The organism is Actinomadura sp., from assembly GCF_044508335.1.
In the GTDB taxonomy this organism is placed as follows: Bacteria; Actinomycetota; Actinomycetes; order Streptosporangiales; family Streptosporangiaceae; genus Spirillospora.
Window position 1 is genome coordinate 4,390 of record NZ_JBIQHY010000003.1, and the last position, 20,958, is coordinate 25,347.

A 20,958-nucleotide genomic window follows, 5' to 3' on the forward strand; every position below is an offset into this window, starting at 1 on the left:
GACGCCGGCCACCGCGTCGAGGTCTAGCCGCCCCTCTTCCGCAGGCGCCCTCTTCTACAGGCGTTCGAGGAGCCAGCGCGGGCCGGTGACGGCGGCGCCGGCCTCCTCGCAGCGGGCGCGCAGCTCCCGGTCGGCGGTGACCACCAGGTGCGCGGTGTCGGGGCCCGCCTCCCGGACGAGGTCCACGATCCGGTCGTCGCCGCTGCCGGGCGCCGCCACGACCCTCACCCCGTCGGACGGCTCGTCCGCGATCCGCCGCGCCGCGCCCTCCACGACCATGACGACCTCGGGGAAGCAGTGGTCGAACGGGACGGCGCCCGCGGGCAGGCCCCGCACGCCGCCGCCCAGCGCCTTCAGGTCGTCGCGGAGCCGCGCGTTCGCCGCCGCGCGGTCCTTCCACCAGCCGTCGGCGCGGGCGCCCACGACGTTCGCCGCGTCCACGACGAGGACGAGGCCCTTCATCGCGTCCTGCAGGCGGGGCCACGACCGGGCGAACGGCTCGAACAGCTTGCGGCCGGGGACCTCTTCGAGCCGCACCCACTCCGCCCGGCGCGTCTCCCGCGACGCGGGCCCGACGGGGATGCGCTCGGGCAGCGACCCGAGGACGGACGTGTACGACCAGCCGCCGTGGTCCTCGACGCGGGTGCCGTGCACGTTCACCACCGCGGTGTCGAGCGTGCACTCCTCGGCGGTCTCGCGGAGCGCGCCCGTGACGGCGTCCTCGTGGCTGTGCAGCGCGCCGCCGAACATGCCCCACGTCCCGCCGCCGATGCCCCACCACGCGCGCTGCTGCAGCAGGATCCACACCTGGCCGCCGGGGTCGCGGTGGTAGGCCAGCAGGCCCGCCGCGCCGAACCGCCCCCAGTGCGTGTGGCCCTGCCCGCAGCCCGCCCAGCCGTCGCCGTCTCCCATGCGTCCGAGGTTAGCGCCGGACGGGCCCGCGCCGGATGCCCGTGATGAACGGCACAGTGCCGCCCCCGCGGCCACCGAATACCATTCGAAGATCACCGTGACCAGGGAGATCGAGTTGGGCGTCGACGCGAGCGCGGAGGCTCTGCATGAGGCCGCCGAACTGTTGGACACGCTGTCCGGCGCCGGCTTCATCCAGGCGATCGCGGACGGGAGGGTCCCGGAGTTCTCCGACATCGGCGACTACATCGGGCAGGCGGTGCGGTCCGCCGAGCCGGGCCGGGTGGAGATCGCGTGGACCCCCGAGGACAAGCTCTGCAACCCCGGCGGCGTCGTCCACGGCGGCTACATCGCGATGATCCTCGACAACGCGGTCTGCATGGCGGCCAGCAGCACGTGCGACCGCTTCATGCCGATGCTCACGCTCAACCTGAACGTGGACTACCTGCGCAGCGTCCGGGCCGGCCGCGCGTACACGGTCACCGGGACGTGCCTGCACCCGGGCGGCACCCGCATGGTCTCCAACGCGCTGATCACGGACGCGGACGGCCGCCCCGTCGCGCAGGCGTCCGCGAGCGTGATCCCCAACAAGGCGTTCGCGCGCTGACCCCCGCGTCCGGCGGGATCCGGCCGGACCCGGGGCGCGGGAAGGGCCGCGGGCGAACGCATAGGCTGGTGCCATGGTGGATCCCGGCACAGTCGTCAACGTGATCAAGCAGGCCCGCGACCGGCGGACGGCCCCGCTGATCCTCGAACTCGACCTCACCGAGGGCATCGTGGAGACCCCGCCGGCCGACCCGGTCTCGGCGATCCTGTCCATGCGCCGGACGAACCTGCGGGACGTCCTGGACGGGCTGCGCCGCGCACGCTCCGACAGCCGGGTGCGCGCCCTGGTCGTGAAGGTCTCCGGCGGGATCGGGCTGGCGCTCGTCCAGGAGCTGCGCGAGGCCGTCCAGGCGCTGCGGGAGGCGGGCAAGCTCACCGTCGCGTGGGCCGAGACGTACGGCGAGGGCGGGCGCGGCACCGTGCCGTACTACCTCGCCACCGCCTTCGACAAGATCTACCTGCAGCCGACGGGCGAGGTCGGGCTGACCGGCATCGCGCTGGAGGAGCCGTTCTTCGCGGGCGCCCTGGAGAAGGCGGGCATCCAGCCGCGGTTCGGCAAGCGCCACGAGTACAAGACCATGGCGAACACGTTCATGGAGAAGACCTACACGCCCGAGCACGAGGAGTCGTCCCGGCGGCTCGTCACCTCGCTCGGCGAGCAGATCACCGCCGGGGTCGCCGCCGCCCGCGGCCTGCCCGAGGAGAAGGTCCGCGAGCTGATCGACCGCGGCCCGTTCCTCGCCGACGAGGCCCTGGCGGAGAAGCTCGTCGACCGCCTCGCCTACCGCGACGAGGTCTACGCGGCCCTCCGCGAGGAGTTCGGCGAGGACGCGCAGCTCCGCTTCGTCTCCCGCTACAACCGCGCGCACGGCCTCGCGAGCCGCCTCCCGCAGCCCGGCAGGCAGGACATGGTCGCGCTGATCAACGGGCACGGCCCCATCCGGCTCGGCCGCAGCGGCCGGGGCGGCCCGCTGCCGGGCTCCGGCCCCGCGATGGGCTCCGACACGATCGGCGCCGCGTTCCGCGCCGCCGTGCGGGACGACCGCGTCAAGGCCATCGTGTTCCGGGTGAACAGCCCCGGCGGCTCCGCCGTCGCGTCCGACGCGATCTGGCGCGAGGTGGTCCTCGCGCGCCGCGCCGGCAAGCCGGTGATCGTCTCCATGGGCAACGTCGCCGCGTCCGGCGGCTACTACGTGTCGATGGCCGCGGACACCATCGTCGCGCAGCCCGGCACGCTCACCGGCTCGATCGGCGTCGTCGTCGGCAAGGCCGTGGTGAGCGGCCTGCTCGACCGGGTCGGCATCGGGCTCGGCGCCGTCGCCGACGGCGACCACGCCCGCATGCTCAGCGCCACCAAGGACTTCAGCGACTCCGAGTGGGAGCGCGTCAACGCCTCCCTCGACCGGATCTACGACGACTTCACCGCGAAGGTCGCCGAGGGCCGCGACCTGCCCCGCGAACGGGTCCACGAGCTGGCCCGGGGCCGCGTCTGGACCGGCGCCGACGCCAAGGACAACGGCCTCGTCGACGAACTGGGCGGCATCGACACCGCGCTCGACCTGGCGCGCAAGAAGGCCGGCCTCGCCTCCGACGCGCCGATCCGGGTCTACCCGCACACCTCGCCGCTGGAGCGGCTCCGCCCGCCGGAGTCCAGCGAGGACCGCACCGCCGCGTCGGCCCGCTTCGACGGCTGGGGCTCCCTCGGCGGCCTCGCCGCCCGCCTGGGCCTGCCCGCCGCGGGCCCGCTCACCCTCCCGGGCGCCTGGGAGATCCGCTGAGCGCCGACTTCGTCGAGGCGGTCGCGGGCTTCGCCACGGGCGTCGTCGTCCTGACCGTGCGGGACGGCCGCGACGACCTCGGCACGACGGTGTCCTCGTTCATGTCCGTGTCCCTGGACCCGCCGATGGTGCTGGCGAGCGTGGCGTCCTCGTCCTACCTCTCGGAGGTCCTGAACCGCCGCCCCCGCTGGGCCGCGACGATCCTGTCGTCGTCCCAGCGCGCCCTGGCGGGCCGCTTCGCCGCCGAGGGCCGCCCGAGCGCCCGCATCCTCCTGGCCGCCGAACCGCACCACCGCGGCGGGCATTCGGACGCGCTGATCCCCGAGACCGGGGTCTCCGCTCTGGAATGCGAGACCCGCCAGACCATCGAGGCGGGCGACCACACCCTCTTCGTCGCCGAGGCCCTCTCGACGGACTACATCACCCGCGGGCAGAATCCCCTGATCAGAGTCAACCGCCGCTACCTCTCCCCGGACTGACCGCCCCGGGCCGGGCGACGGCGGCGAGCCCGCGGCGGCCGCCGAGGAGAGCGGGGCCGCCGGGTCAGGACTTCGGGAGGCGCTCCAGGAAGCCGCGGAGGTCGTCGGCGTGCTCCTCCTCCTGCTCCAGGATGCGCTCGAAGACGCGCTTGGTCGTCGGGTCGCCGTCGCCGAGCCACTGGACGATCTCGGTGTAGGAGGCGATGGCGATCCGCTCGGCGATCAGATCCTCCTTGATCATCTCGACGAGGTCGAGGCTGGCGTCGTACTCGGCGTGCGCGCGGGTGGTGAGCGTGTCGGGCGAGAAGTCGGGCTCGCCGCCGAGCTGGACGATCCGCTCCGCCAGCATGTCGGCGTGCTGCTGCTCCTCGGCCGCGTGCTGGAGGAACTCCCCCGCGACGGCCTCGGCGTGGATGCCGGTCGCCGTGTAGTAGTGGCGCTTGTAGCGCAGCGTGCAGACGATCTCGGTGGCGAGGGCCTCGTTGCACACCTGGATCACCCGGTCGGCGTCCGCGCCGTACGCCTCGGTGATCGGGCCTTTGTCGATCTCCTGCCGGGCGCGCTCGCGCAGGGTCTTGATGTCTGTCAGGAACTCCGCCATCGGGGGCCTCCACAGTCGGTCGCTGCGGACCCTCTACCCGGCGCCCCGCCCTCCACACGGCCCGCGGGCGTCAGACGACCCGGCGGCCGTGCTTCCAGACCGCGGCCGTCTGGGGGACGCCGGGCCGGTAGGCGAGGTGGATGTGGGACGGGGCGTCCAGCACGTGGACGTCGGCCCGGGCGCCCGGGGCGAGGAGGCCGACGTCGGTGCGGCGGAGGGCGCGGGCGCCGCCGGCGGTGGCGGACCAGACGGCCTCGGCCGGGGTCATGTGCATGTCGCGGACGGCCACGGCGACGCAGAACGCCATGCTGGAGCTGTAGCAGGACCCCGGGTTGCAGTCGGTGGCCAGGGCGACGGTGGCTCCGGCGTCCAGGAGGCGGCGGGCGTCGGGGTAGGGCTGGCGGGTGGAGAACTCGACGCCGGGCAGCAGGGTCGCGACCGTTCGGGACGAGGCCAGGGCGTCCACGTCGGCGTCGCTCAGGAAGGTGCAGTGGTCGGCGGACGCGGCGTCGAGTTCGACGGCGAGTTGCACCGCCGGGCCCTGGGTGAGCTGGTTCGCGTGGAGGCGGGGGCTCAGGCCCGCCTTGACGCCCGCCTGGAGGATCTCGCGGGTCTGGTCCGCGTCGAACGCGCCCTCCTCGCAGAAGACGTCCACCCAGCGGGCGTGCGGTGCGCAGGCCGCGAGCATGTCGGTGGCGGCGAGCCGCGCGTAGCCCGCGGGATCGTCCTGGTACTCGGCGGGGACGACGTGCGCCCCGAGGTAGGTGACCTCGTCCGCGAGTTCGGCGGCGATGCGGACGGCGCGCTCCTCCTGCCCGACCGTGAGCCCGTAGCCCGACTTGCACTCGACGGTCGTCGTGCCCTGCCGGGCCATCTCGCCGATGAGGCGGCGCAGGTTCGCGCGCAGGTCGTCGTCGGACGCGGCGCGGGTGCGCTCGACGGTGGTGCGGATGCCGCCCGCCGCGTACTTGCGGCCGCTCATGCGGGCGGCGAACTCCTCGGCGCGCTCGCCGGCGAAGACCAGATGCGCGTGGGAGTCCACGAATCCGGGGAGGACGGCGCGGCCGGCGGCGTCGAACGACTCGTCGGCGGCGGGCGCGGCCGAGGCCGGCCCCGTCCACGCGACCCGGCCGTCCTCGACCACGAGGGCGGCGTCGCGCAGGACGCCGAGGCCGTCCCCGGCGGCGGGATCGTTGGTGACCAGCTCCCCGATGTTCGTGATGATCGTGCTCAAGCGGGCTCCTCGTGCGTGGCGGCGGCGACGGCCTCGGCGAGCGCGCCGGGGACGTCGTCGACCAGCAGGTGGCGGCCGTCGTGGACGACGGGGCGGCCGGAGACGACGACGTGCCGGACGTCCGCGGAGGTCGCGGCGAAGACCGCGGCCTCGGCGGCGTAGCCGGGCGCGGCGCCGGCGGTGCGGACGGAGCCGAGGTCGACGGTGACCAGGTCGGCGTACGCGCCGGGTTCCAGGCGTCCCGCCTCGGGCCAGCCGAGCCCGTAGTGGCCGTTGGACGTGGCGGCGGCGAGCAGCTCCCCGGCCGTCCAGTGGCCGCGGGCGCGGGTGCGGAGCCGCTCGTCCAGCTCGACCGCGCGGGCCTCCTCGAACAGGTCGATGACGGCGTGCTGGTCGGAGCCGAGGCAGATGGGGGCGCCCGCGTCGGCGAGGGCGCGGGCGGGGCCGATGCCGTCGGCGAGGTCGCGTTCGGTGGTCGGGCACATGCACACGCCGGTCATCGTCGTCCCGAGGAGGCCGATGTCGTCGTCGGCGAGGTGCGTCGCGTGGACGGCGGTGGTGAGCGCGCCGAGCGCCCCCGCCTCGGCGAGCAGGCGGGTGGGGGTCATGCCGTAGGCGTCCCGGCACGCCTCGTTCTCGGCGGGCTGCTCGGACAGGTGGACGTGCAGCGGCGCGCGGCGCTCCTTCGCCCAGGCCGCGACGGCGCGGAGCTGCTCGCGGGGCACCGCGCGGACGGAGTGGATCGCGGCGCCGACGCGGGCGTGCCGCCGGCCCGCCTTGTCCGTCGCCTCGTAGAGGCTGTCGACGCGCCGCGCCCAGTTGCCGGCGGTGCCGTCGCCGAAGCGCAGCTGCGGCCCCTTGAGCGGGCGGCCGATGCCGCCGGTGAGGTAGCAGGCGTCGAGCAGGGTGATCCGGATGCCCGCGTCGGCCGCGGCGGCGATCAGCGCCTCGCCCATCGCGTTGGGGTCGGCGTAGGGCGTGCCGCCGGGCCGGTGGTGCAGGTAGTGGAACTCGCCGACGCAGCTGACGCCGGCGAGGGCCATCTCGGCGAACACGGCGGTGGCGAGGGCGCGGTACGACTCTGGGTCGAGCCGGTCGGCGACCTTGTACATCTGCTCGCGCCACGTCCAGAACGTGCCGGAGTGCGCCTGGACGCGGGAGCGCAGGGCGCGGTGGAAGGCGTGGGAGTGGGCGTTGGCGAGGCCCGGGAGCGTCAGGCCGGGCAGCCGCTGGGCGTGGGGGGCGGAGGGGACGCCGGCCGCGATGCCGGTGATCCGCTCGCCGTCGGCCTCGATCAGCACGTCGGCGGCCACACCGTCGCCGAGCCAGGCGAACTGCGCATGCCACTGCATACCGGAATCCCTACCCGCGCGCCAGGTCGTCCAGTACCGCGGTGAGGGCCTCCACGCCGGCGAGGCAGTCCGCGGGCTCGGCGGACTCGGCGGGCGCGTGCGACACCCCGGTCGGGTTCCGGACGAACAGCATCGCGGCAGGGAGCCGGGCGGACAGGACGCCCGCGTCGTGGCCCGCCCCCGTCGGCAGCACGGGCGCGCCGCCCAGCACCGCGGCGACCCGGTCGCGCAGGGCGAGGTTGAACTCGACGATCTCGGTGTAGGACTCCTCGGCGATGTCGACGCTCACCCGGTGCGGGCGCGCGGCGGCGCGGGCGGCCTCGCCGGTCTCCCGCACGGTGCGGCGGACGGCGTCGTCGGCGGGGCCGCGGGCGTCCAGCCAGGCGGTGACGGACGAGGCGATCGCGTTCACCCCGCCCGGCACGACGTCGGCCTTCCCGACGGTCGCGACCGTGCCGTTGCGCTCGGCGGCCTCGCGGGCGGCGATGACCATCCGGGCGAACGGCAGCATCGGGTCGCGGCGGTCGGCGAGGGCGGTGGTCCCCGCGTGGTTGCCCTCGCCGGTGAACCCGAACCGCCACCGGCCGTGCGGGACGATCGAACTCGCGACCCCGACCGGCCGGTCCAGGGCCCTCCCCTGTTCGACGTGGAGCTCCACGAAGCAGGCGATGCGGCCGAGGAGGCCGTCGTCCGGGCCGATCGCCTCCGGGTCGAGCCCGGCCTTGTGCATGACCTCGGCGAACGTGCGGCCGCCGCCGTCGGTCAGCGCGCGCGCCCGCGCCGGGTCGATCGCCCCGGTGAGGAGGCGCGACCCCAGGCAGGCGACGCCGAACCGGGCGCCCTCCTCTTCGGCGAACGCGGCGATCCCGATCGGCCGCGCGGGCGCGGAGCCGCGCTCCCGGAGCGCGTCGACCGCCGCGAACGCGGACACGATGCCGAGCGGCCCGTCGAACGCTCCCCCGCCGGGGACGGAGTCGAGGTGGCTGCCGGTCAGGACCGCGCCGTCCCTCGTCCCGTCCTCCGGGAGCCACCAGGCGAACATGTTGCCGTTGGCGTCGTGCTCCACGGCGAGGCCGCGGCGGCGCGCCTCGTCCAGGAACCAGGCACGGCACTCCAGCTCGGGCGGCGTCCAGGCGAACCGGTGGTAGCCGCCGGTCGCCTCGTCCCGCCCGATGGGCAGCAGCGCCGCCCACATCTCCTCGAAGCCCATGCCCCTCCTCCTGAGCCGGTCAACGCATCGGGATCCGGACGCCGCGCTCGGCGGCGACCTCGGCGGCGCGGTCGTAGCCCGCGTCGACGTGCCGCATGACGCCGGTGCCGGGGTCGTTGGTGAGGACGCGCCGGAGCTTCTCGCCGGCGAGCGCCGTCCCGTCCGCGACGCAGACCTGGCCCGCGTGGATGGACCGGCCGATGCCGACGCCGCCGCCGTGGTGGACGGACACCCAGGTCGCGCCGGACGCGGTGTTGAGCATGGCGTTCAGCAGCGGCCAGTCGGCGATCGCGTCCGAGCCGTCCTTCATGCCCTCGGTCTCCCGGTACGGGCTGGCGACCGAGCCGCAGTCGAGGTGGTCGCGGCCGAGCACGATCGGCGCGCTGATCTCGCCGCGCGCGACCAGCTCGTTGAACGCCTCGCCGGCCCGGTCGCGCTCGCCGTAGCCGAGCCAGCAGATCCGCGACGGCAGGCCCTGGAAGTGCACCTTCTCCCCGGCCATCCTGATCCAGCGGGTCAGCGGCTCGTTGTCGGGGAACAGGTCGAGGATCGCCTTGTCGGTGCGGGCGATGTCCTTCGGGTCGCCGGACAGCGCCGCCCAGCGGAACGGGCCCTTGCCTTCGCAGAACAGCGGCCGGATGTAGGCGGGCACGAACCCGGGGAACTCGAACGCGCGCGCGTAGCCGGCGAGCTGCGCCTCACCGCGGATGGAGTTCCCGTAGTCGAAGACCTCGGCTCCGGCGTCCTGGAACCCGACCATCGCCTCGACGTGCGCGGCCATCGACGCGCGGGCCTTGGCGATGAAGCCGTCGCGGTCCTTGTCGCGCTCGGCGGCCATGTCCTCGAACGCGATGCCGCGCGGCAGGTACATCAGCGGGTCGTGGGCGCTGGTCTGGTCGGTGACGACGTCGATCGGCGCGCCGCGGCGCAGCAGCTCGGGGACGATGTCGGCGGCGTTGCCGAGCACGGCGATCGACAGCGGGCGCCGCTCGGCCTTCGCCTCCTCGGCGAGCCGCAGCGCCTCGTCCAGGGAGCCCGCCTTCACGTCGCAGTAGCGGTGCTCGACGCGCCGCTCGATGCGGGACGGGTCGCACTCGACGCAGATCGCGACGCCGCCGTTCATCGTCACGGCGAGCGGCTGCGCGCCGCCCATCCCGCCGAGGCCGGCGGTCAGCGTGATCGTACCGGCGAGGCTGCCGCCGAACCGCTTCGCGGCGACCGCCGCGAAGGTCTCGTAGGTGCCCTGCAGGATGCCCTGCGTCCCGATGTAGATCCACGACCCGGCGGTCATCTGCCCGAACATCGTCAGGCCGAGCGACTCCAGCCGGCGGAACTCCTCCCAGGTCGCCCACTGCGGGACGAGGTTGGAGTTGGCGATCAGCACGCGGGGCGCCCACTCGTGCGTGCGGAAGATCCCGACCGGCTTGCCGGACTGGACGAGCAGCGTCTCGTCCCCCTCCAGATCGGCGAGCGACCGGACGATGCCGTCGAAGGCGTCCCAGTTCCGGGCCGCCTTCCCGGAGCCCCCGTAGACGACCAGCTCGTCGGGGTGCTCGGCGACCTCGGGATCGAGGTTGTTCTGGATCATGCGGAGGGCGGCCTCCTGCGGCCAGCCCTTGGCGGCGGTCAGCGCGGTGCCGCGCGGCGCGCGGACAGGACGAGGTCCGGACATGTCGGGCTCCTTACGAAAGGGGGCCGGTGACGGCTTCGGCGGCGGCGATCAGGGAGCCGTCCCGCACCAGCGCGGTGGCGGCGGCGATCTCGGGGGCGAGGTAGCGGTCCGGGCCGGGCGGCGGGACGGCCTCGCGCAGCTTCGCGACGACGGCGCCGGTGGCCGGGCCGGGGCGCAGCGGGGTGCGCAGGTCCAGGGCCCGCGCGGCGGTGAGGATCTCGACGGCGATCACCTGGGCCAGCCCGTCCACCGCCCGGCGCAGCTTGCGGGCCGCGGTCCAGCCCATCGAGACGTGGTCCTCCTGCATGGCCGAGCTCGGGATCGAGTCGGCGCTCGCCGGGGCCGCGAGCCGCTTCAGCTCCGACACGATCCCGGCCTGGGTGTACTGGGCGATCATGTGCCCGGAGTCGACGCCGGGGTCGTCGGCGAGGAAGGCGGGCAGCCCGGAGGAGCGCCCCCGGTCGAGCATCCGGTCGGTGCGCCGCTCGGACATGGACGCGACGTCGGCGACCGGCACGGCGAGGAAGTCGAGCACGTACGCGATGGGCGCCCCGTGGAAGTTCCCGTTCGACTCGACCCGCCCGTCCGGGAGCACCACGGGGTTGTCGATGGCGGACGCCATCTCCCTGCCCGCGACCAGCTCGGCGTGCGCGAGCGTGTCGCGCGCCGCGCCGTTCACCTGCGGCGCGCAGCGCAGCGAGTAGGCGTCCTGGACGCGGGTGCAGTCGGGCCCGCGGTGCGACTCCATGATCTCGGACGCGGCGAGCAGCGCGCGCAGGTTGGCGGCGCTGGCGGCCTGCCCGGGATGGGGCCGGAGTGCCTGCAGGTCGGCGGCGAACACGCGGTCCGTCCCGAGCAGGGCCTCGACGGTCATGGCGGCGGCGACGTCGGCCGCGGTGAGCAGCCTCCGCAGGTCCTCGATGGCCATGACGAGCATGCCGAGCATGCCGTCCGTCCCGTTCAGGAGGGCCAGCCCCTCCTTGGCCGCGAGCCTGACCGGCGCGATCCCGGCCGCGGCGAGCGCCTCCGCCGCCGGTCTCAGGACGCCGTCCGCGTCCCGGACGGACCCTTCGCCGATGAGCGCGAGCGCGACATGGGCGAGCGGCGCGAGATCCCCGGAGCACCCGAGGCTGCCGTACTCGAAGACCTGCGGGGTGATGCCCGCGTTGAGCAGTTCGGCGAGGGTGCGCGCCGTCGCCGGCTGGACCCCCGTCCGGCCGGTGGCCAGCGTCCGCAGCCTCAGCAGCATCAGCGCCCGGACGACCTCGCGCTCGACCTCGGGCCCGGAGCCCGCGGCGTGCGACCGGACGATGTTGAGCTGCAGCTGGTCGCGCAGTTCCGGAGCGATGTGCCGCGTGGCGAGCGCCCCGAAACCGGTGGACACCCCGTAGACGGGCGTCGGGCGGGCCGACAGCTCCTCGATGTGGGCCCGCGCCTCGCCGATCAGCTTCAGCGCCCCGTCGGTCAGCGCGACCCGGGCGCCGTCCCGCGCGACGGCGACGACCTGCGCGAACGTCAGCGCCTCGGGCCCGACCTCAACCATAGGAACACCCATACCCACCATTGGAGCCGCTCGCCGGCGCCCGTCCCACCCCGGAAGACCGTCATCTGTCTCAGATACGAGACAATGCGGCCATGCCCCAGGTACCCGCCGCCCGCCGCGCGCTGGCGGTGCTGCGCCTCCTCGCCGCCGCGCCCGGCCCGCTCCCCGCGTCGTCCATCGCCCGCGCGCTGGGACTCCCCCGCTCCAGCACGTACCACTTGCTCACCGCGATGTCGGAGGACGGCTTCGTCTCCTACGTCCCGGAGGAGCGCCGCTGGGGCCTGGGCGTCGCGGCCTTCGAGATCGGCTCCGCCTACCTGCGCCACGAACCGCTGGAGCGGCTGGCCCGCCCCCTCCTCCGCCGCCTGGTCGACCAGGTGGGGGAGATCGCCCAGCTGGGCGTCCTGCACGGCGCCGAGACCCTCTACCTCCTCAAGGAGCAGCCGCCCCGGCACGCGACCCTGGTGACCGACGTCGGCGTCCGCATGCCCGCGCACCTGACCGCGAGCGGCCGCTCCCTCCTCGCGCACCTGCCGCCCGCTCAGGTGCGCGCCCTGTTCCCCGGCCGCTTCGTGAACCGCACGGGCAGGGGCCCCGCGTCCCTGCGCGAGCTGCGCCGCACCCTCGCCGACGACGCCCGCCGGGGCTGGTCCGTGGAGGACGGGCACGTCACCGAGGGCTTCGCCAGCATCGCCGCCTGCGCCTTCGACCACACCGGCCACCCCACGGCCGCGATCACCGTCACGTTCCGCCGCGGGGACCACCCGCCGGAGACCTGGCCCTCGCTGGCGGCCCGCGTCCGCGCCTCGGCGGCGTCCCTGACCGCCCGGCTGACCGGCCGCCCGCCGGCCGGCTCCCCGCCGGCGCCCTGACCGGGCTGGGCCAACCCGCACCGGCCGCCTCCCGGCGGCGGCGCCGCCCCGGCCTCCGTGGACGGCGGGAAAGACCCAGGTCGGCAGCCTCAGCCGACCGGATTCCGTTCCGCGTGTCCGAACGGCGTGATCGCCGGCGGGAAGTCCAGCGCGTTCCGCCGAACAGATGACGTACCGGGGAATCGCTATGATCTCCGGATATCAGCACAGTTCGGGGAGCGGTCCAGTGCAACCTCCACAACCGCCGCATGGCGGCCGTCCACCCGCCTACGGCCCTCCGGGCGGCCCGTCCGGCCCTCCCGGCTGGGGGTCGCCGCCGCCGGGCCCGCCGGGATGGGGGCCGTCCGGCCCGCAGCGGCCGAAGGGCGGCAACGGACCGGTCATCGTCATCGTCGCCGTCGTCGCCTTCCTGGTGCTGATCGGCGGCGGGGTCTACGTGTTCGCGGGGGGCGACTCCGACGACCCGGAGATCAAGCCGCTGGCCGCGACGCCCACGATCTCCGACTTCCCGACCCCCACCTACAGCCCGCCCACCTACAGCCCGCCGTCGCTGCCCACCCCGGAGCCGTCCACCCCGGAGCCCACGTACTCGCCGTCTCCGATGAACTACGGGGCCATCGCCGTGAGCCCGAGGGGCGCCATCGGCAAGGCGTGGGACTACGACACCCCGGCCGCCGCCAAGCGGCGGGCGCTGAAGGAGTGCGGCTCCGGCTGCAAGGTCCTCACCACGTTCGTCAACGGGTGCGGCGCGGTCGCCTACAACTCCAAGACCAACAGGTACTGGGGCGGCAGCGGGTCCACGAAGTCCGCCGCCAAGCGGAACGCGATATCGAACGCGGGCGGCGGCCGCTCGATCACCTGGGTGTGCACCACCCGCTGAACGCCCCCGCAGCAACGGCCAGCAGTGCCAGCGCGACCATGCCCAGCCGGCGGCGCCGCGCCCTCTTGGTGCGCCGGACGGAATGAACCCGCAGCCCGACCACATCGCCGCATGCGCCGCAGCGCACTTCCGTGACGCTGCTTCCCTGGCCGGGCCGTCGGAGTTCTATCGTCGACACCTCGTAAGTGACCACGCTCGTGTCGCCGAACCTGCGCGCCTTCACGAAATGGTGCCGCTTCACAGAGTGATGCTCGGCTATCGCGCGCAACCCGTCTCCTCACCCGCGCCACGGTCACTCACAGCGTAGACAGCGCGAGATCAACCCAAAAGGGGAGTCGGACGGTCGCGCGACCTCGGGTCGAGGGGAAATCGTCGTTCTGGGTGCGGCGTGGAGCCGGCGCCTCCGGTGACCTTGCCGTGGACGTCGCGGATCACCCGTCCGCCCGCTGAATCAACGGGACCACCGGCCTGCCGCAGGTTCCGCACGCGGGGCCGGGCCGTCCGCGCCGAGCGCGGCAGGCCGACGTCGAGCCGGAGCGCTCGTTTCCCCCCGGCCGCGCGGACGGCCACGAGGCCGGTCATCGGGGCTACCACTTCTTTCAACGGAAGGCGATAACGGCCATTGCCGGAATTCTTGCCGCCTTCCGGATTATTGAGCGATGGAATATTAAAAATAGACAAGTTGATAAAGAAGATATATTCTTAATGCGGCGGGAGGGGGAAGATGCTCGGACGCGTCCTACGTCGTCGCTGGTTCTGGCCGGCTCTCGCCGCCGGCGTGGCGCTCCTCGTCTCCGGGTTCGTGCTCGCCGAACCGCGGGCGGACGACGACGGCACGGTCCGCGTCATGACGTACAACCTGCGGGGCGTGAACGACCCCCCGCCCAGGGACTGGAAGACCCGGCTGCCGCTCGTCGAGCACCTGCTGGACGAGCACGACCCCGACCTGCTGGGCGTGCAGGAGGCGCGCTGGTACCAGGTCCGCGACCTGGCGCGGGCGCTGCCCGACTACGGCTGGATCGGCCTGGGGACGCAGGGCGGCACCCGCGACCAGTTCCTGTCGATCTTCTACCGGAAGCAGCGGTTCGAGGTCCTGGACTTCGACCACTTCTGGCTCTCCGACACCCCGTCCGTCATCGGCTCGGCCACCTGGGGGAACGGCTACGTCCGGATGGTGACGTGGGGCAAGTTCCGCGACCGGCGCACCGGCCGGGTGCTCTACCAGGTGAACACCCATCTCGACAACATGTCGGCGGACTCGCGGGTGAAAAGCGCCCGGCTGATCCTCGACCGCGTCCGCGAATTCCAGGCGGGCGTGCCCGTCGTCCTCACCGGCGATTTCAATTCCGCGGCGGGCGCCTCGCCGGTGTACTCGATCCTCACCGGCGCCGACGGGTTCCGCGACACGTGGACGACCGCCGCCCGGCGCGGCCCGCAGTACCGCACGGAGAACCACTGGCTCCCGCCGGAACGCGACGGCAAGCGGATCGACTGGATCCTCGCCCGCGGCGCCGTCCGCACCGTCTGGGCCGAGATCGACCCCTACCGGGACGGCGAGGTCTACCCGTCCGACCACGACCCTGTCATCGCCCACCTGAAACTCGGGACCCGCTGAGACGCGGACGGCCGGGCCCCCGCTGAGGAGGCCCGGCCGCCTGGCGGCCTTCCCGGTCAGGCCAGACCGGACTTCTTGAGCCAGTCTTCGGCGACCTTCTCCTGGTCGTCCTTGTCGATGGCGATGCGCTTCATCATGTCCAGAAGGTCCTGGGTGGTGAGCTTGGCGGAGACGGCGTTCAGGGCCGCCTTCGCCTCGTCGTTCACCGACGCCTTGTGCACGAGCGGCGTCACGTTCTGGGCGCTGAAGACGTTCTCCGGGTCTTCGAGGACGACCAGCTTGTTCTCCTGGATGGTCGGATCGGTGGTGAACAGGTCCGCGGCCTGGATCTTGTCCTCCGTGAGGAGCTTCACCAGGGTGGCCTGCGCGCCGGCGTCGAACGGCTGGAACTTCTTGAAGTCGAGGCCGTAGACCTCCTTCAGGCCGACGAGGCCCTGCTGCCGGGTCTTGAACTCCGACGGGCCGGCGATGACGAGGTCCTTCGCGACCGGCTTCAGGTCGGCGATGGACTTCAGGTCGTACTTCGCGGCCGTCTGCGGGTTGACGGTGACGGAGTCCTTGTCCTGCGCCTCGGCCGAGTTCAGGATCTCGACCGACGGCGGCAGCTTCGCCTTCAGTTCGGCGTTGATCTCCTCGGTGCTCGCGGCCTTGCTGTTCTTGTCGACCGAGGTGGTGAGCAGCGCGCCGTTGTACTCCGGCATCACGCTGATGCCGCCCTTGACGACCTGGTCGTAGTAGATCTCGCGGGCGCCGATGTTGAACTTGCGGGTGACCTTGAGGCCCTTGCCCTCCAGGACCTGGGCGTAGATCTCGGCGAGCAGGTTGCTCTCGGGGAAGTTGGCGCCGCCGACGGTGATCGTGCCGCTGTTCCCGCCGCCGGCGAGGGGGTTCTTGTCGTCGCCGGACGAGTCCCCGCCGCCGCAGGCCGACAGCGCCAGGGCGGCCACGAGCCCGATTGCCGCGCCACGGATGAGTTTCTTCATGTCCATAGTCCTTCGGTCAGGAGGAACGGGGGGAGCCGAGCAGGCCCGGCGAGATCACGATGCGGCGCAGCGCCGCGAAGACGAGCTGGACGATCAGGGCGAGCAGGACGACGAGCACGGTGCCGCCGAGGACGAGCTGGTAGTCGTTGCGGGCGAGCCCGTCGATGATGTACCGGCCGAGTCCGCCGAAGCCCGGGTAGGCGGCGATGGTCGCGGTGGCGACCACCTGGATCGCGGACGTGCGGAGCCCCAGCAGGATCAGCGGCAGCGCCATCGGCAGCTCCGCGCGCCACAGGACGCCCCAGCCGGTCATGCCCATGCCGCGGGCCGCGTCCTTGGCGTCGGCGTCGACCCCGCGGACGCCCTCGTAGGTGTTCACCAGGATCGGCGGGACGGCCAGCGCCACCAGGGCGACCAGCACCGGCGTGATGCTGTACTCGATCACGACGATGAACAGGATGAGCCCGAAGGTGGGGATCGCGCGGGCGAAGTTCGCGAGTGTGATCGCCAGGAAGCCGCCGCGCCCGGTGTGCCCGATGAGGAGGCCGAGCGCCAGCCCGATCACCGCCGCGGCCGCCAGCGACACGCCGCTGTAGTAGAGGTGCTGGAGCAGCCGGTGCGGGATGCCGTCCGCGCCGTGCCACTGGGACGAGGCGGTCAGCCACGACCAGAACAGGTCGATCTGGTTCCACACGTCGTTCACGAGGACGCCCCCCGCGCTCGGGCCCACGGGGTGAGCAGGCGCTGGACCAGGACCAGGACCGCGTCCGTCACCAGGGCGAGCAGGATGATCAGGACGGTCGCGGCGATGATCTGCGTCTGGAACTGCAGCTGGTAGCCGCGGATGATGTCGGCGCCGAGCCCGCCCTGCCCGATCAGCTGCCCGACGGCGACGAGGCTGATGGACGAGACGGCGGCGACGCGCGTCCCGGCGATGACGATCGGCACCGCGATCGGCAGCTCGACCTGCAGCAGCCGGCGCAGCGGTCCGAAGCCCATCGCGGTGGCCGCCTGCCGGACGGGTTCGGACACCGACGCCAGCCCGTCCACCACGTTCGGGACGAGCACCGACAGGCTGTAGAGGGTCAGCGGGATCATCACCGTGGCCGGGTTGAGGCCGGTGTAGTCGATGAACAGCATGAACAGCGCGAGCGACGGGATGGCGTACAGCACGTTCGCGAGCGTCAGCGCGGGCGGGTAGAGCCAGCCCCAGCGGCGGCACAGCACGCCGAGCGGCAGCGAGATGAGCAGCCCGAACAGCACCGGCAGCAGCGCGAGCCGCAGGTGCAGGAGGGCGTTCTCGCCCAGCGAGTCGGTGTGCTCGCCGATCCAGCCCCAGTCGATGTCCATCAGCCGCCGCCTCCGGCGTCGGCGCGGGCCTCGTCCGGAGCGGCCTCCCGGGAGTCGTCCGCCCCGTCGTCCGGTGTGCCGCCGGCCGCGTCGCCCGCGGGGCCGGCGGGGCCGCCGGACAGGTCGCGGGCGCCGTGGGCGGAGACGGCGAGCAGGTCGGTCCCGCCGGCCGTGCCGACGACCGCGCCGGCCTCGTCGACGCCGACCGCCAGACCTGACGGGGAGAGGACCGCGGCGTCGAGCGCCACCCGCACGGAATCGGTTCCGACCAGGAAGGTGGGCCCGACCGGCGTGAGCCGCGCCTCCCCCAGCGGACCCGTCACCCCGCCGGGGCGGACCCAGCCGAGCGGCCTGCGGTCATCGTCGACGACGAGCGCCCACTCCAGCCCGGCCGCGCCCGCGGCGTCCTCGGTCGCCCGCCGGACCGCGTGCCCGCTCAGCCGCAGGCCGTCCGTCGCCGCGAAGGACAGGGTGCGGATGCCGCGGTTCTGGCCGATGAACCCGGCGACGAACGGGTCGGCTGGGTGGGCGAGCAGGTTCTCGGGGGTGTCGAGCTGGACGAGCTTGCCGCCGGTCTGGAACACCGCGATGCGGTCGCCGAGCTTGATGGCCTCGTCGATGTCGTGGGTGACGAACACGATCGTCTTGTGCAGCTCGTCCTGCAGGCGGAGGAACTCGTCCTGCAGTTCGGCGCGGACGACGGGGTCGACGGCGCTGAACGGCTCGTCCATCAGCATGATCGGCGGGTCGGCGGCGAGCGCCCGCGCGACGCCGACGCGCTGCTGCTGGCCGCCGGACAGCTGGAACGGGTAGCGCCTGGCCATCGACGGGTCGAGGCCGACCCGCTCCATCAGCTCCAGCGCCCGCGCCCGCGCCTTCTTCTTGTTCCACCCGACGAGGTACGGGACGGTGGCGATGTTGTCCTGGACGGTGCGGTGCGGGAACAGCCCCGCGTGCTGGATGACGTAGCCGATGCCGCGGCGCAGCTCGGCGGGCTTGCGCTCGCGGACGTCCCGCCCGTCGATGAGGACCCGCCCGGACGTCGGGTCGACCATGCGGTTGATGGTGCGCAGCGCCGTGGTCTTGCCGCCGCCGGACGTGCCGACGAACACGGTGATGCGGCCCGTGGGGCAGTCGAGGCTGACGTCGTCCAGCGCGACGGTGCCGCCCGGGTAGCGCTTGGTCACGCCCTCAAAGGTGATCAACGATTCACGTCCTCGTTGGGCGCCCGCGACGCCGATGATCGATTTCGGCCTTCTCCACAACCGTAACCAATGGGTACGGTCACCTCGGTGTCCCGGCTTGTCCGGAACGTCAGATCTTGAGGATATCTACCGGTAAAACGGGGAAAGTAGCGCCGCCGCGTGGAGAACAGCCGAATCGTTATCGACGGGACCGCGCTCACCTGCGCGCAGGTGGTCCGCGCCGCCCGCGAGGACGTGACGGTCGCCATCGGCCCGGACGGCGTCGAGCGGGCCCGCGCCGCGTGGCGGGTCGCCCGCGAGGTCGCCGGGTCGCAACCGGTGTACGGGCGGACGACCGGCGTCGGCGCGAACCGCGTCGTGGACGTGGAGTGGGAGGACGCGGACGCGCACGGCCTCCGCCTCCTGCGCAGCCACGCCGCCGGGGCCGGGCCGCTGGTCGCGCCGGAGATCGTCCGGGCGATGCTGACGGTCCGGCTGAACCAGATCGCGGCGGGCGGCTCGGGGGTGGAGCCCGGCGTGCTGCAGGCCCTCGCGGACGTTCTCAACCTGGGCCTCCTTCCTCCGGTGCCGGTGTACGGGGCCATCGGCACCGGCGACCTCACGGCACTCGCGTCGACCGCGCTGTGCCTGCTCGGCGAGCGGCCGTGGCTCGCCGACCCGGACGGGGCGGCGCCGCGCGGCCCGGGGTACCGGCTGCGCTCGGCCGACGCGCTCGCGTTCATCAGTTCCAACGCCGCCACGCTCGGGGAGGCGGCGCTCGCCGTCGCCGACCTGCGGGAGCTGCTCCGCGCGTCCACGGTCGTCGCGGCGCTGTCGCACTTCGCCGTCCGGGCCTCGGGCGAGCCGTACGCCCAGCCGGTGCAGGACGCGTGCCCGCACCCCGGCCAGCAGGACGCGGCGGCGGCGATGCGGGCGCTGCTCGCCTTCGACCAGCCCGCGCCGATGCGCATCCAGGACCCGTACGGGTACCGGGCGTTCCCGCAGGTGCACGGGCCGGCGCTGGAGGCGGCCGGATACGCCGAGGAGGTCGTCACCCGCGAGATCAACGCCGCCGCCGAGAACCCGCTGGTGGACGTCCCCGGCCGGACGGTCTGGCACAACGGCAACTTCCACACCGCCTACGTCGGCCTCGCCCTCGACTCGGCCCGCGCCGCGCTGTTCCAGACGATGGCGCTCGCCGCCGCCCGCCTCGGGACGCTCGCCGAGCCGGCGTTCACCGGCCTCTACCCGTTCCAGGCCGCCACGGAGGCGTCGTCCGGGATCATGATCCTGGAGTACGTGGCGCACTCGTGCCTCGCGGATGTCCGCCGCCTGGCGACCCCGGCGGCGCTCGGCAGCGCGGTGCTGTCGCGCGGCGTCGAGGAGCACGCGGGCTTCTCGACGCAGTCGGCGCGCGCGACGACCGACGCCGTCGCCGCCTACCGGCTGGGCCTCGGCTGCGAGCTGGTGGCCGCCGTCCGGGCGCTGCGGATGCAGGGGCGCGCGCCGTCCGGCGGGCCGCTGCGGGCGGCGGCCGACCTCGCCGGCTCCGTCCTGGACCCGCGCGTCGAGGACCGGCCGCTCGACACCGACATCGCGGCGGCGGCCGACCTCCTGCCCCGGCTGGCCCGGCTTCATCCCTAGCGCCCCCTACTCCGGCCGCCCGCCCGTGGACGCGCGCACGCGGAGCGACGGCTCGCGCACCACGCGGCGCTTGCGCGGCTTCCCGTCGATGACGTCCACGACGAGCCGGACGGCGCTGTGGACGATGCCGTCGATGTCCCAGTCGACGGTGGTGAGCGGCGGGGTGAGCAGCGCCGACATCGGATGGTTGTCGTACCCGCAGACCGCGACGTCGCCGGGCACCGCGAGGCCGAGCTCGCGCGTGGCGGCGTAGACCCCGTAGGCGATGGAGTCGGCGAAGCAGAAGACGGCGGACGGCCGGTCGGGGCCGCCGAGCACCCGCAGCGCGACGTCGGTGGCCTCGCCGAGGGCCTGCGGCACGACGACCACGTCCACCCGCAGGCCGAGCCGCTCGGCCTCGGCGTTGACGTGGACGTCGGCGGGGCGGTCGGGGGTGCTCGCGCGCGTCGGCGTGAACACGGTGACGCGCCGGTGCCCGAGGCCGCGCAGGTGCTCCAGCGCCAGCGTGACGCCGCGCCGGTTGTCGAACACGACCTCGCCCTGGGCCTGGCCCCCGTGCAGCGCGTCGCCGATGGACACGACCGGGATCGTGCCGGCCAGCTCCGACCAGAACGAGGCGGACGGGTCGAGCGGCTGGACGATCAGGCCGTCGACCCGCTGGTCGCGGAGCCGGCGGGCGAGGGCGAGCTCCCGCTCGGGGTCGCCGCCCGCGTCCACGATGAGGGCGTAGCGGTCGCGGGCGAGCAGCGCGCGGCCGATGCCGACCGCGAGGGACTGCTGCCAGTAGTCCTCCAGGGAGCCGCACAGCAGACCGACCTGGTCGGTGCGGCCGCTGGCCAGGGCGCGCGCGATCGGGTGGGCCTCGTAGCCGAGCTCCTGCGCCGCCGCGCGCACCCGCTCCTGCGTCTCCTCCGAGGTCTGGATGCCGCGCAGCGCGTACGACACGGCCGCAGGCGACAGCCCGGTCGCCTGCGCCACTTCCCGGATGGTCGCGCGCTTGCGCTTGTCCGACATCCCCCCAACCCTAGATGCCGCCGCCGACAGAG

General features: G+C 73.8%; 19 protein-coding genes. 7 read left to right on the forward strand and 12 right to left on the reverse strand.

Features of this window, described 5'->3' with window-relative positions:
- Positions 1-54 precede the first annotated feature (54 nt).
- Entirely contained in the window at positions 55-912 is an 858-nt protein-coding gene (locus ACIWVC_RS01890) for an NUDIX domain-containing protein (RefSeq protein WP_396453735.1), read from the reverse strand.
- A 97-nt stretch (positions 913-1,009) separates the two neighbouring features.
- Here ACIWVC_RS01890 and ACIWVC_RS01895 point away from each other — a divergent pair, with 97 nt between their 5' ends.
- From ACIWVC_RS01895 to ACIWVC_RS01905, 3 genes are all read left to right on the forward strand, one after another.
- Positions 1,010-1,516, forward strand: coding sequence for a PaaI family thioesterase (locus tag ACIWVC_RS01895; RefSeq protein WP_396453736.1), 507 nt, complete (start codon positions 1,010-1,012; stop codon positions 1,514-1,516).
- 73 nt (positions 1,517-1,589) lie between these two features.
- Positions 1,590-3,293, forward strand: a complete 1,704-nt coding sequence (gene sppA, locus ACIWVC_RS01900; protein WP_396447375.1) for a signal peptide peptidase SppA — start codon at positions 1,590-1,592, stop codon at positions 3,291-3,293.
- Complete coding sequence (locus tag ACIWVC_RS01905; protein ID WP_396447384.1) at positions 3,278-3,772, forward strand: flavin reductase family protein; 495 nt, start codon at positions 3,278-3,280, stop codon at positions 3,770-3,772. The genes sppA and ACIWVC_RS01905 overlap by 16 nt, the downstream gene beginning before the upstream one ends.
- A 64-nt stretch (positions 3,773-3,836) precedes the next feature.
- Here the strand turns inward: ACIWVC_RS01905 and ACIWVC_RS01910 are convergent, their stop codons facing one another.
- The 6 genes from ACIWVC_RS01910 to hutH all read right to left on the reverse strand — a co-directional run bounded on the left by ACIWVC_RS01910 (position 3,837) and on the right by hutH (position 11,396).
- Positions 3,837-4,373 carry a bacterioferritin gene (locus ACIWVC_RS01910; protein ID WP_396447373.1) on the reverse strand — a complete coding sequence of 179 codons (537 nt, stop codon included), beginning with the start codon at positions 4,371-4,373 and terminating at the stop codon, positions 3,837-3,839.
- A gap of 70 nt (positions 4,374-4,443) precedes the next feature.
- Entirely contained in the window at positions 4,444-5,607 is a 1,164-nt protein-coding gene (gene hutI, locus ACIWVC_RS01915) for an imidazolonepropionase (protein ID WP_396447372.1), read from the reverse strand.
- Entirely contained in the window at positions 5,604-6,959 is a 1,356-nt protein-coding gene (locus ACIWVC_RS01920; RefSeq protein WP_396447371.1) for a formimidoylglutamate deiminase, read from the reverse strand. Before ACIWVC_RS01920 ends, hutI begins: the two co-directional genes overlap by 4 nt.
- Before the next feature lie 10 nt (positions 6,960-6,969).
- Complete coding sequence (locus ACIWVC_RS01925; protein WP_396447370.1) at positions 6,970-8,169, reverse strand: allantoate amidohydrolase; 1,200 nt, start codon at positions 8,167-8,169, stop codon at positions 6,970-6,972.
- A 19-nt stretch (positions 8,170-8,188) separates the two neighbouring features.
- A complete protein-coding gene (gene hutU, locus ACIWVC_RS01930; protein WP_396447368.1) occupies positions 8,189-9,841 on the reverse strand; it encodes a urocanate hydratase in 1,653 nt (550 codons plus the stop codon).
- Between the two features lie 10 nt (positions 9,842-9,851).
- Positions 9,852-11,396 (reverse strand): histidine ammonia-lyase, encoded by a 1,545-nt coding sequence (gene hutH, locus ACIWVC_RS01935; RefSeq protein WP_396447367.1) that lies wholly within the window; start codon positions 11,394-11,396, stop codon positions 9,852-9,854.
- An 80-nt stretch (positions 11,397-11,476) separates the two neighbouring features.
- Here hutH and ACIWVC_RS01940 point away from each other — a divergent pair, with 80 nt between their 5' ends.
- From ACIWVC_RS01940 to ACIWVC_RS01950, 3 genes are all read left to right on the forward strand, one after another.
- Positions 11,477-12,256: an IclR family transcriptional regulator gene (locus ACIWVC_RS01940; protein WP_396447366.1), complete on the forward strand. Its 780-nt coding sequence runs from the start codon at positions 11,477-11,479 to the stop codon at positions 12,254-12,256.
- Positions 12,257-12,482: 226 nt separating this feature from the next.
- A complete protein-coding gene (locus ACIWVC_RS01945; RefSeq protein WP_396447365.1) occupies positions 12,483-13,136 on the forward strand; it encodes a DUF4189 domain-containing protein in 654 nt (217 codons plus the stop codon).
- A gap of 724 nt (positions 13,137-13,860) precedes the next feature.
- Positions 13,861-14,751: an endonuclease/exonuclease/phosphatase family protein gene (locus tag ACIWVC_RS01950; RefSeq protein WP_396447364.1), complete on the forward strand. Its 891-nt coding sequence runs from the start codon at positions 13,861-13,863 to the stop codon at positions 14,749-14,751.
- 56 nt (positions 14,752-14,807) lie between these two features.
- Here the strand turns inward: ACIWVC_RS01950 and ACIWVC_RS01955 are convergent, their stop codons facing one another.
- Genes ACIWVC_RS01955 through ACIWVC_RS01970 form a run of 4 tightly spaced genes read right to left on the reverse strand, consistent with a single transcriptional unit; the run spans position 14,808 to position 18,289 of the window.
- A complete protein-coding gene (locus ACIWVC_RS01955) occupies positions 14,808-15,734 on the reverse strand; it encodes a glycine betaine ABC transporter substrate-binding protein (protein WP_396447363.1) in 927 nt (308 codons plus the stop codon).
- A 16-nt stretch (positions 15,735-15,750) separates the two neighbouring features.
- Entirely contained in the window at positions 15,751-16,437 is a 687-nt protein-coding gene (locus ACIWVC_RS01960; protein ID WP_396447362.1) for an ABC transporter permease, read from the reverse strand.
- Positions 16,434-17,084, reverse strand: coding sequence for an ABC transporter permease (locus ACIWVC_RS01965; protein ID WP_396447361.1), 651 nt, complete (start codon positions 17,082-17,084; stop codon positions 16,434-16,436). The genes ACIWVC_RS01960 and ACIWVC_RS01965 overlap by 4 nt, the downstream gene beginning before the upstream one ends.
- Complete coding sequence (locus ACIWVC_RS01970; RefSeq protein ID WP_396447360.1) at positions 17,084-18,289, reverse strand: ABC transporter ATP-binding protein; 1,206 nt, start codon at positions 18,287-18,289, stop codon at positions 17,084-17,086. Before ACIWVC_RS01970 ends, ACIWVC_RS01965 begins: the two co-directional genes overlap by 1 nt.
- Before the next feature lie 159 nt (positions 18,290-18,448).
- Here ACIWVC_RS01970 and ACIWVC_RS01975 point away from each other — a divergent pair, with 159 nt between their 5' ends.
- Positions 18,449-19,912, forward strand: a complete 1,464-nt coding sequence (locus ACIWVC_RS01975; RefSeq protein WP_396447359.1) for an aromatic amino acid ammonia-lyase — start codon at positions 18,449-18,451, stop codon at positions 19,910-19,912.
- A 6-nt stretch (positions 19,913-19,918) separates the two neighbouring features.
- Here ACIWVC_RS01975 and ACIWVC_RS01980 read toward each other — a convergent pair whose 3' ends face one another.
- Positions 19,919-20,926, reverse strand: coding sequence for a LacI family DNA-binding transcriptional regulator (locus ACIWVC_RS01980; protein WP_396447358.1), 1,008 nt, complete (start codon positions 20,924-20,926; stop codon positions 19,919-19,921).
- Between the last annotated feature and the right edge of the window lie 32 nt (positions 20,927-20,958).

Excerpts from the sequence above, each read along its gene's own strand:
- ACIWVC_RS01890 (WP_396453735.1), bottom strand. The coding sequence starts at position 912 with ATGGGAGACGGCGACGGCTGGGCGGGCTGCGGGCAGGGCCACACGCAC.
- sppA (WP_396447375.1), top strand. The coding sequence starts at position 1,590 with ATGGTGGATCCCGGCACAGTCGTCAACGTGATCAAGCAGGCCCGCGAC.
- ACIWVC_RS01910 (WP_396447373.1), bottom strand. The coding sequence starts at position 4,373 with ATGGCGGAGTTCCTGACAGACATCAAGACCCTGCGCGAGCGCGCCCGG.
- ACIWVC_RS01920 (WP_396447371.1), bottom strand. The coding sequence starts at position 6,959 with ATGCAGTGGCATGCGCAGTTCGCCTGGCTCGGCGACGGTGTGGCCGCC.
- ACIWVC_RS01925 (WP_396447370.1), bottom strand. The coding sequence starts at position 8,169 with ATGGGCTTCGAGGAGATGTGGGCGGCGCTGCTGCCCATCGGGCGGGAC.
- hutU (WP_396447368.1), bottom strand. The coding sequence starts at position 9,841 with ATGTCCGGACCTCGTCCTGTCCGCGCGCCGCGCGGCACCGCGCTGACC.
- hutH (WP_396447367.1), bottom strand. The coding sequence starts at position 11,396 with ATGGGTGTTCCTATGGTTGAGGTCGGGCCCGAGGCGCTGACGTTCGCG.
- ACIWVC_RS01940 (WP_396447366.1), top strand. The coding sequence starts at position 11,477 with ATGCCCCAGGTACCCGCCGCCCGCCGCGCGCTGGCGGTGCTGCGCCTC.
- ACIWVC_RS01950 (WP_396447364.1), top strand. The coding sequence starts at position 13,861 with ATGCTCGGACGCGTCCTACGTCGTCGCTGGTTCTGGCCGGCTCTCGCC.
- ACIWVC_RS01955 (WP_396447363.1), bottom strand. The coding sequence starts at position 15,734 with ATGAAGAAACTCATCCGTGGCGCGGCAATCGGGCTCGTGGCCGCCCTG.
- ACIWVC_RS01965 (WP_396447361.1), bottom strand. The coding sequence starts at position 17,084 with ATGGACATCGACTGGGGCTGGATCGGCGAGCACACCGACTCGCTGGGC.
- ACIWVC_RS01980 (WP_396447358.1), bottom strand. The coding sequence starts at position 20,926 with ATGTCGGACAAGCGCAAGCGCGCGACCATCCGGGAAGTGGCGCAGGCG.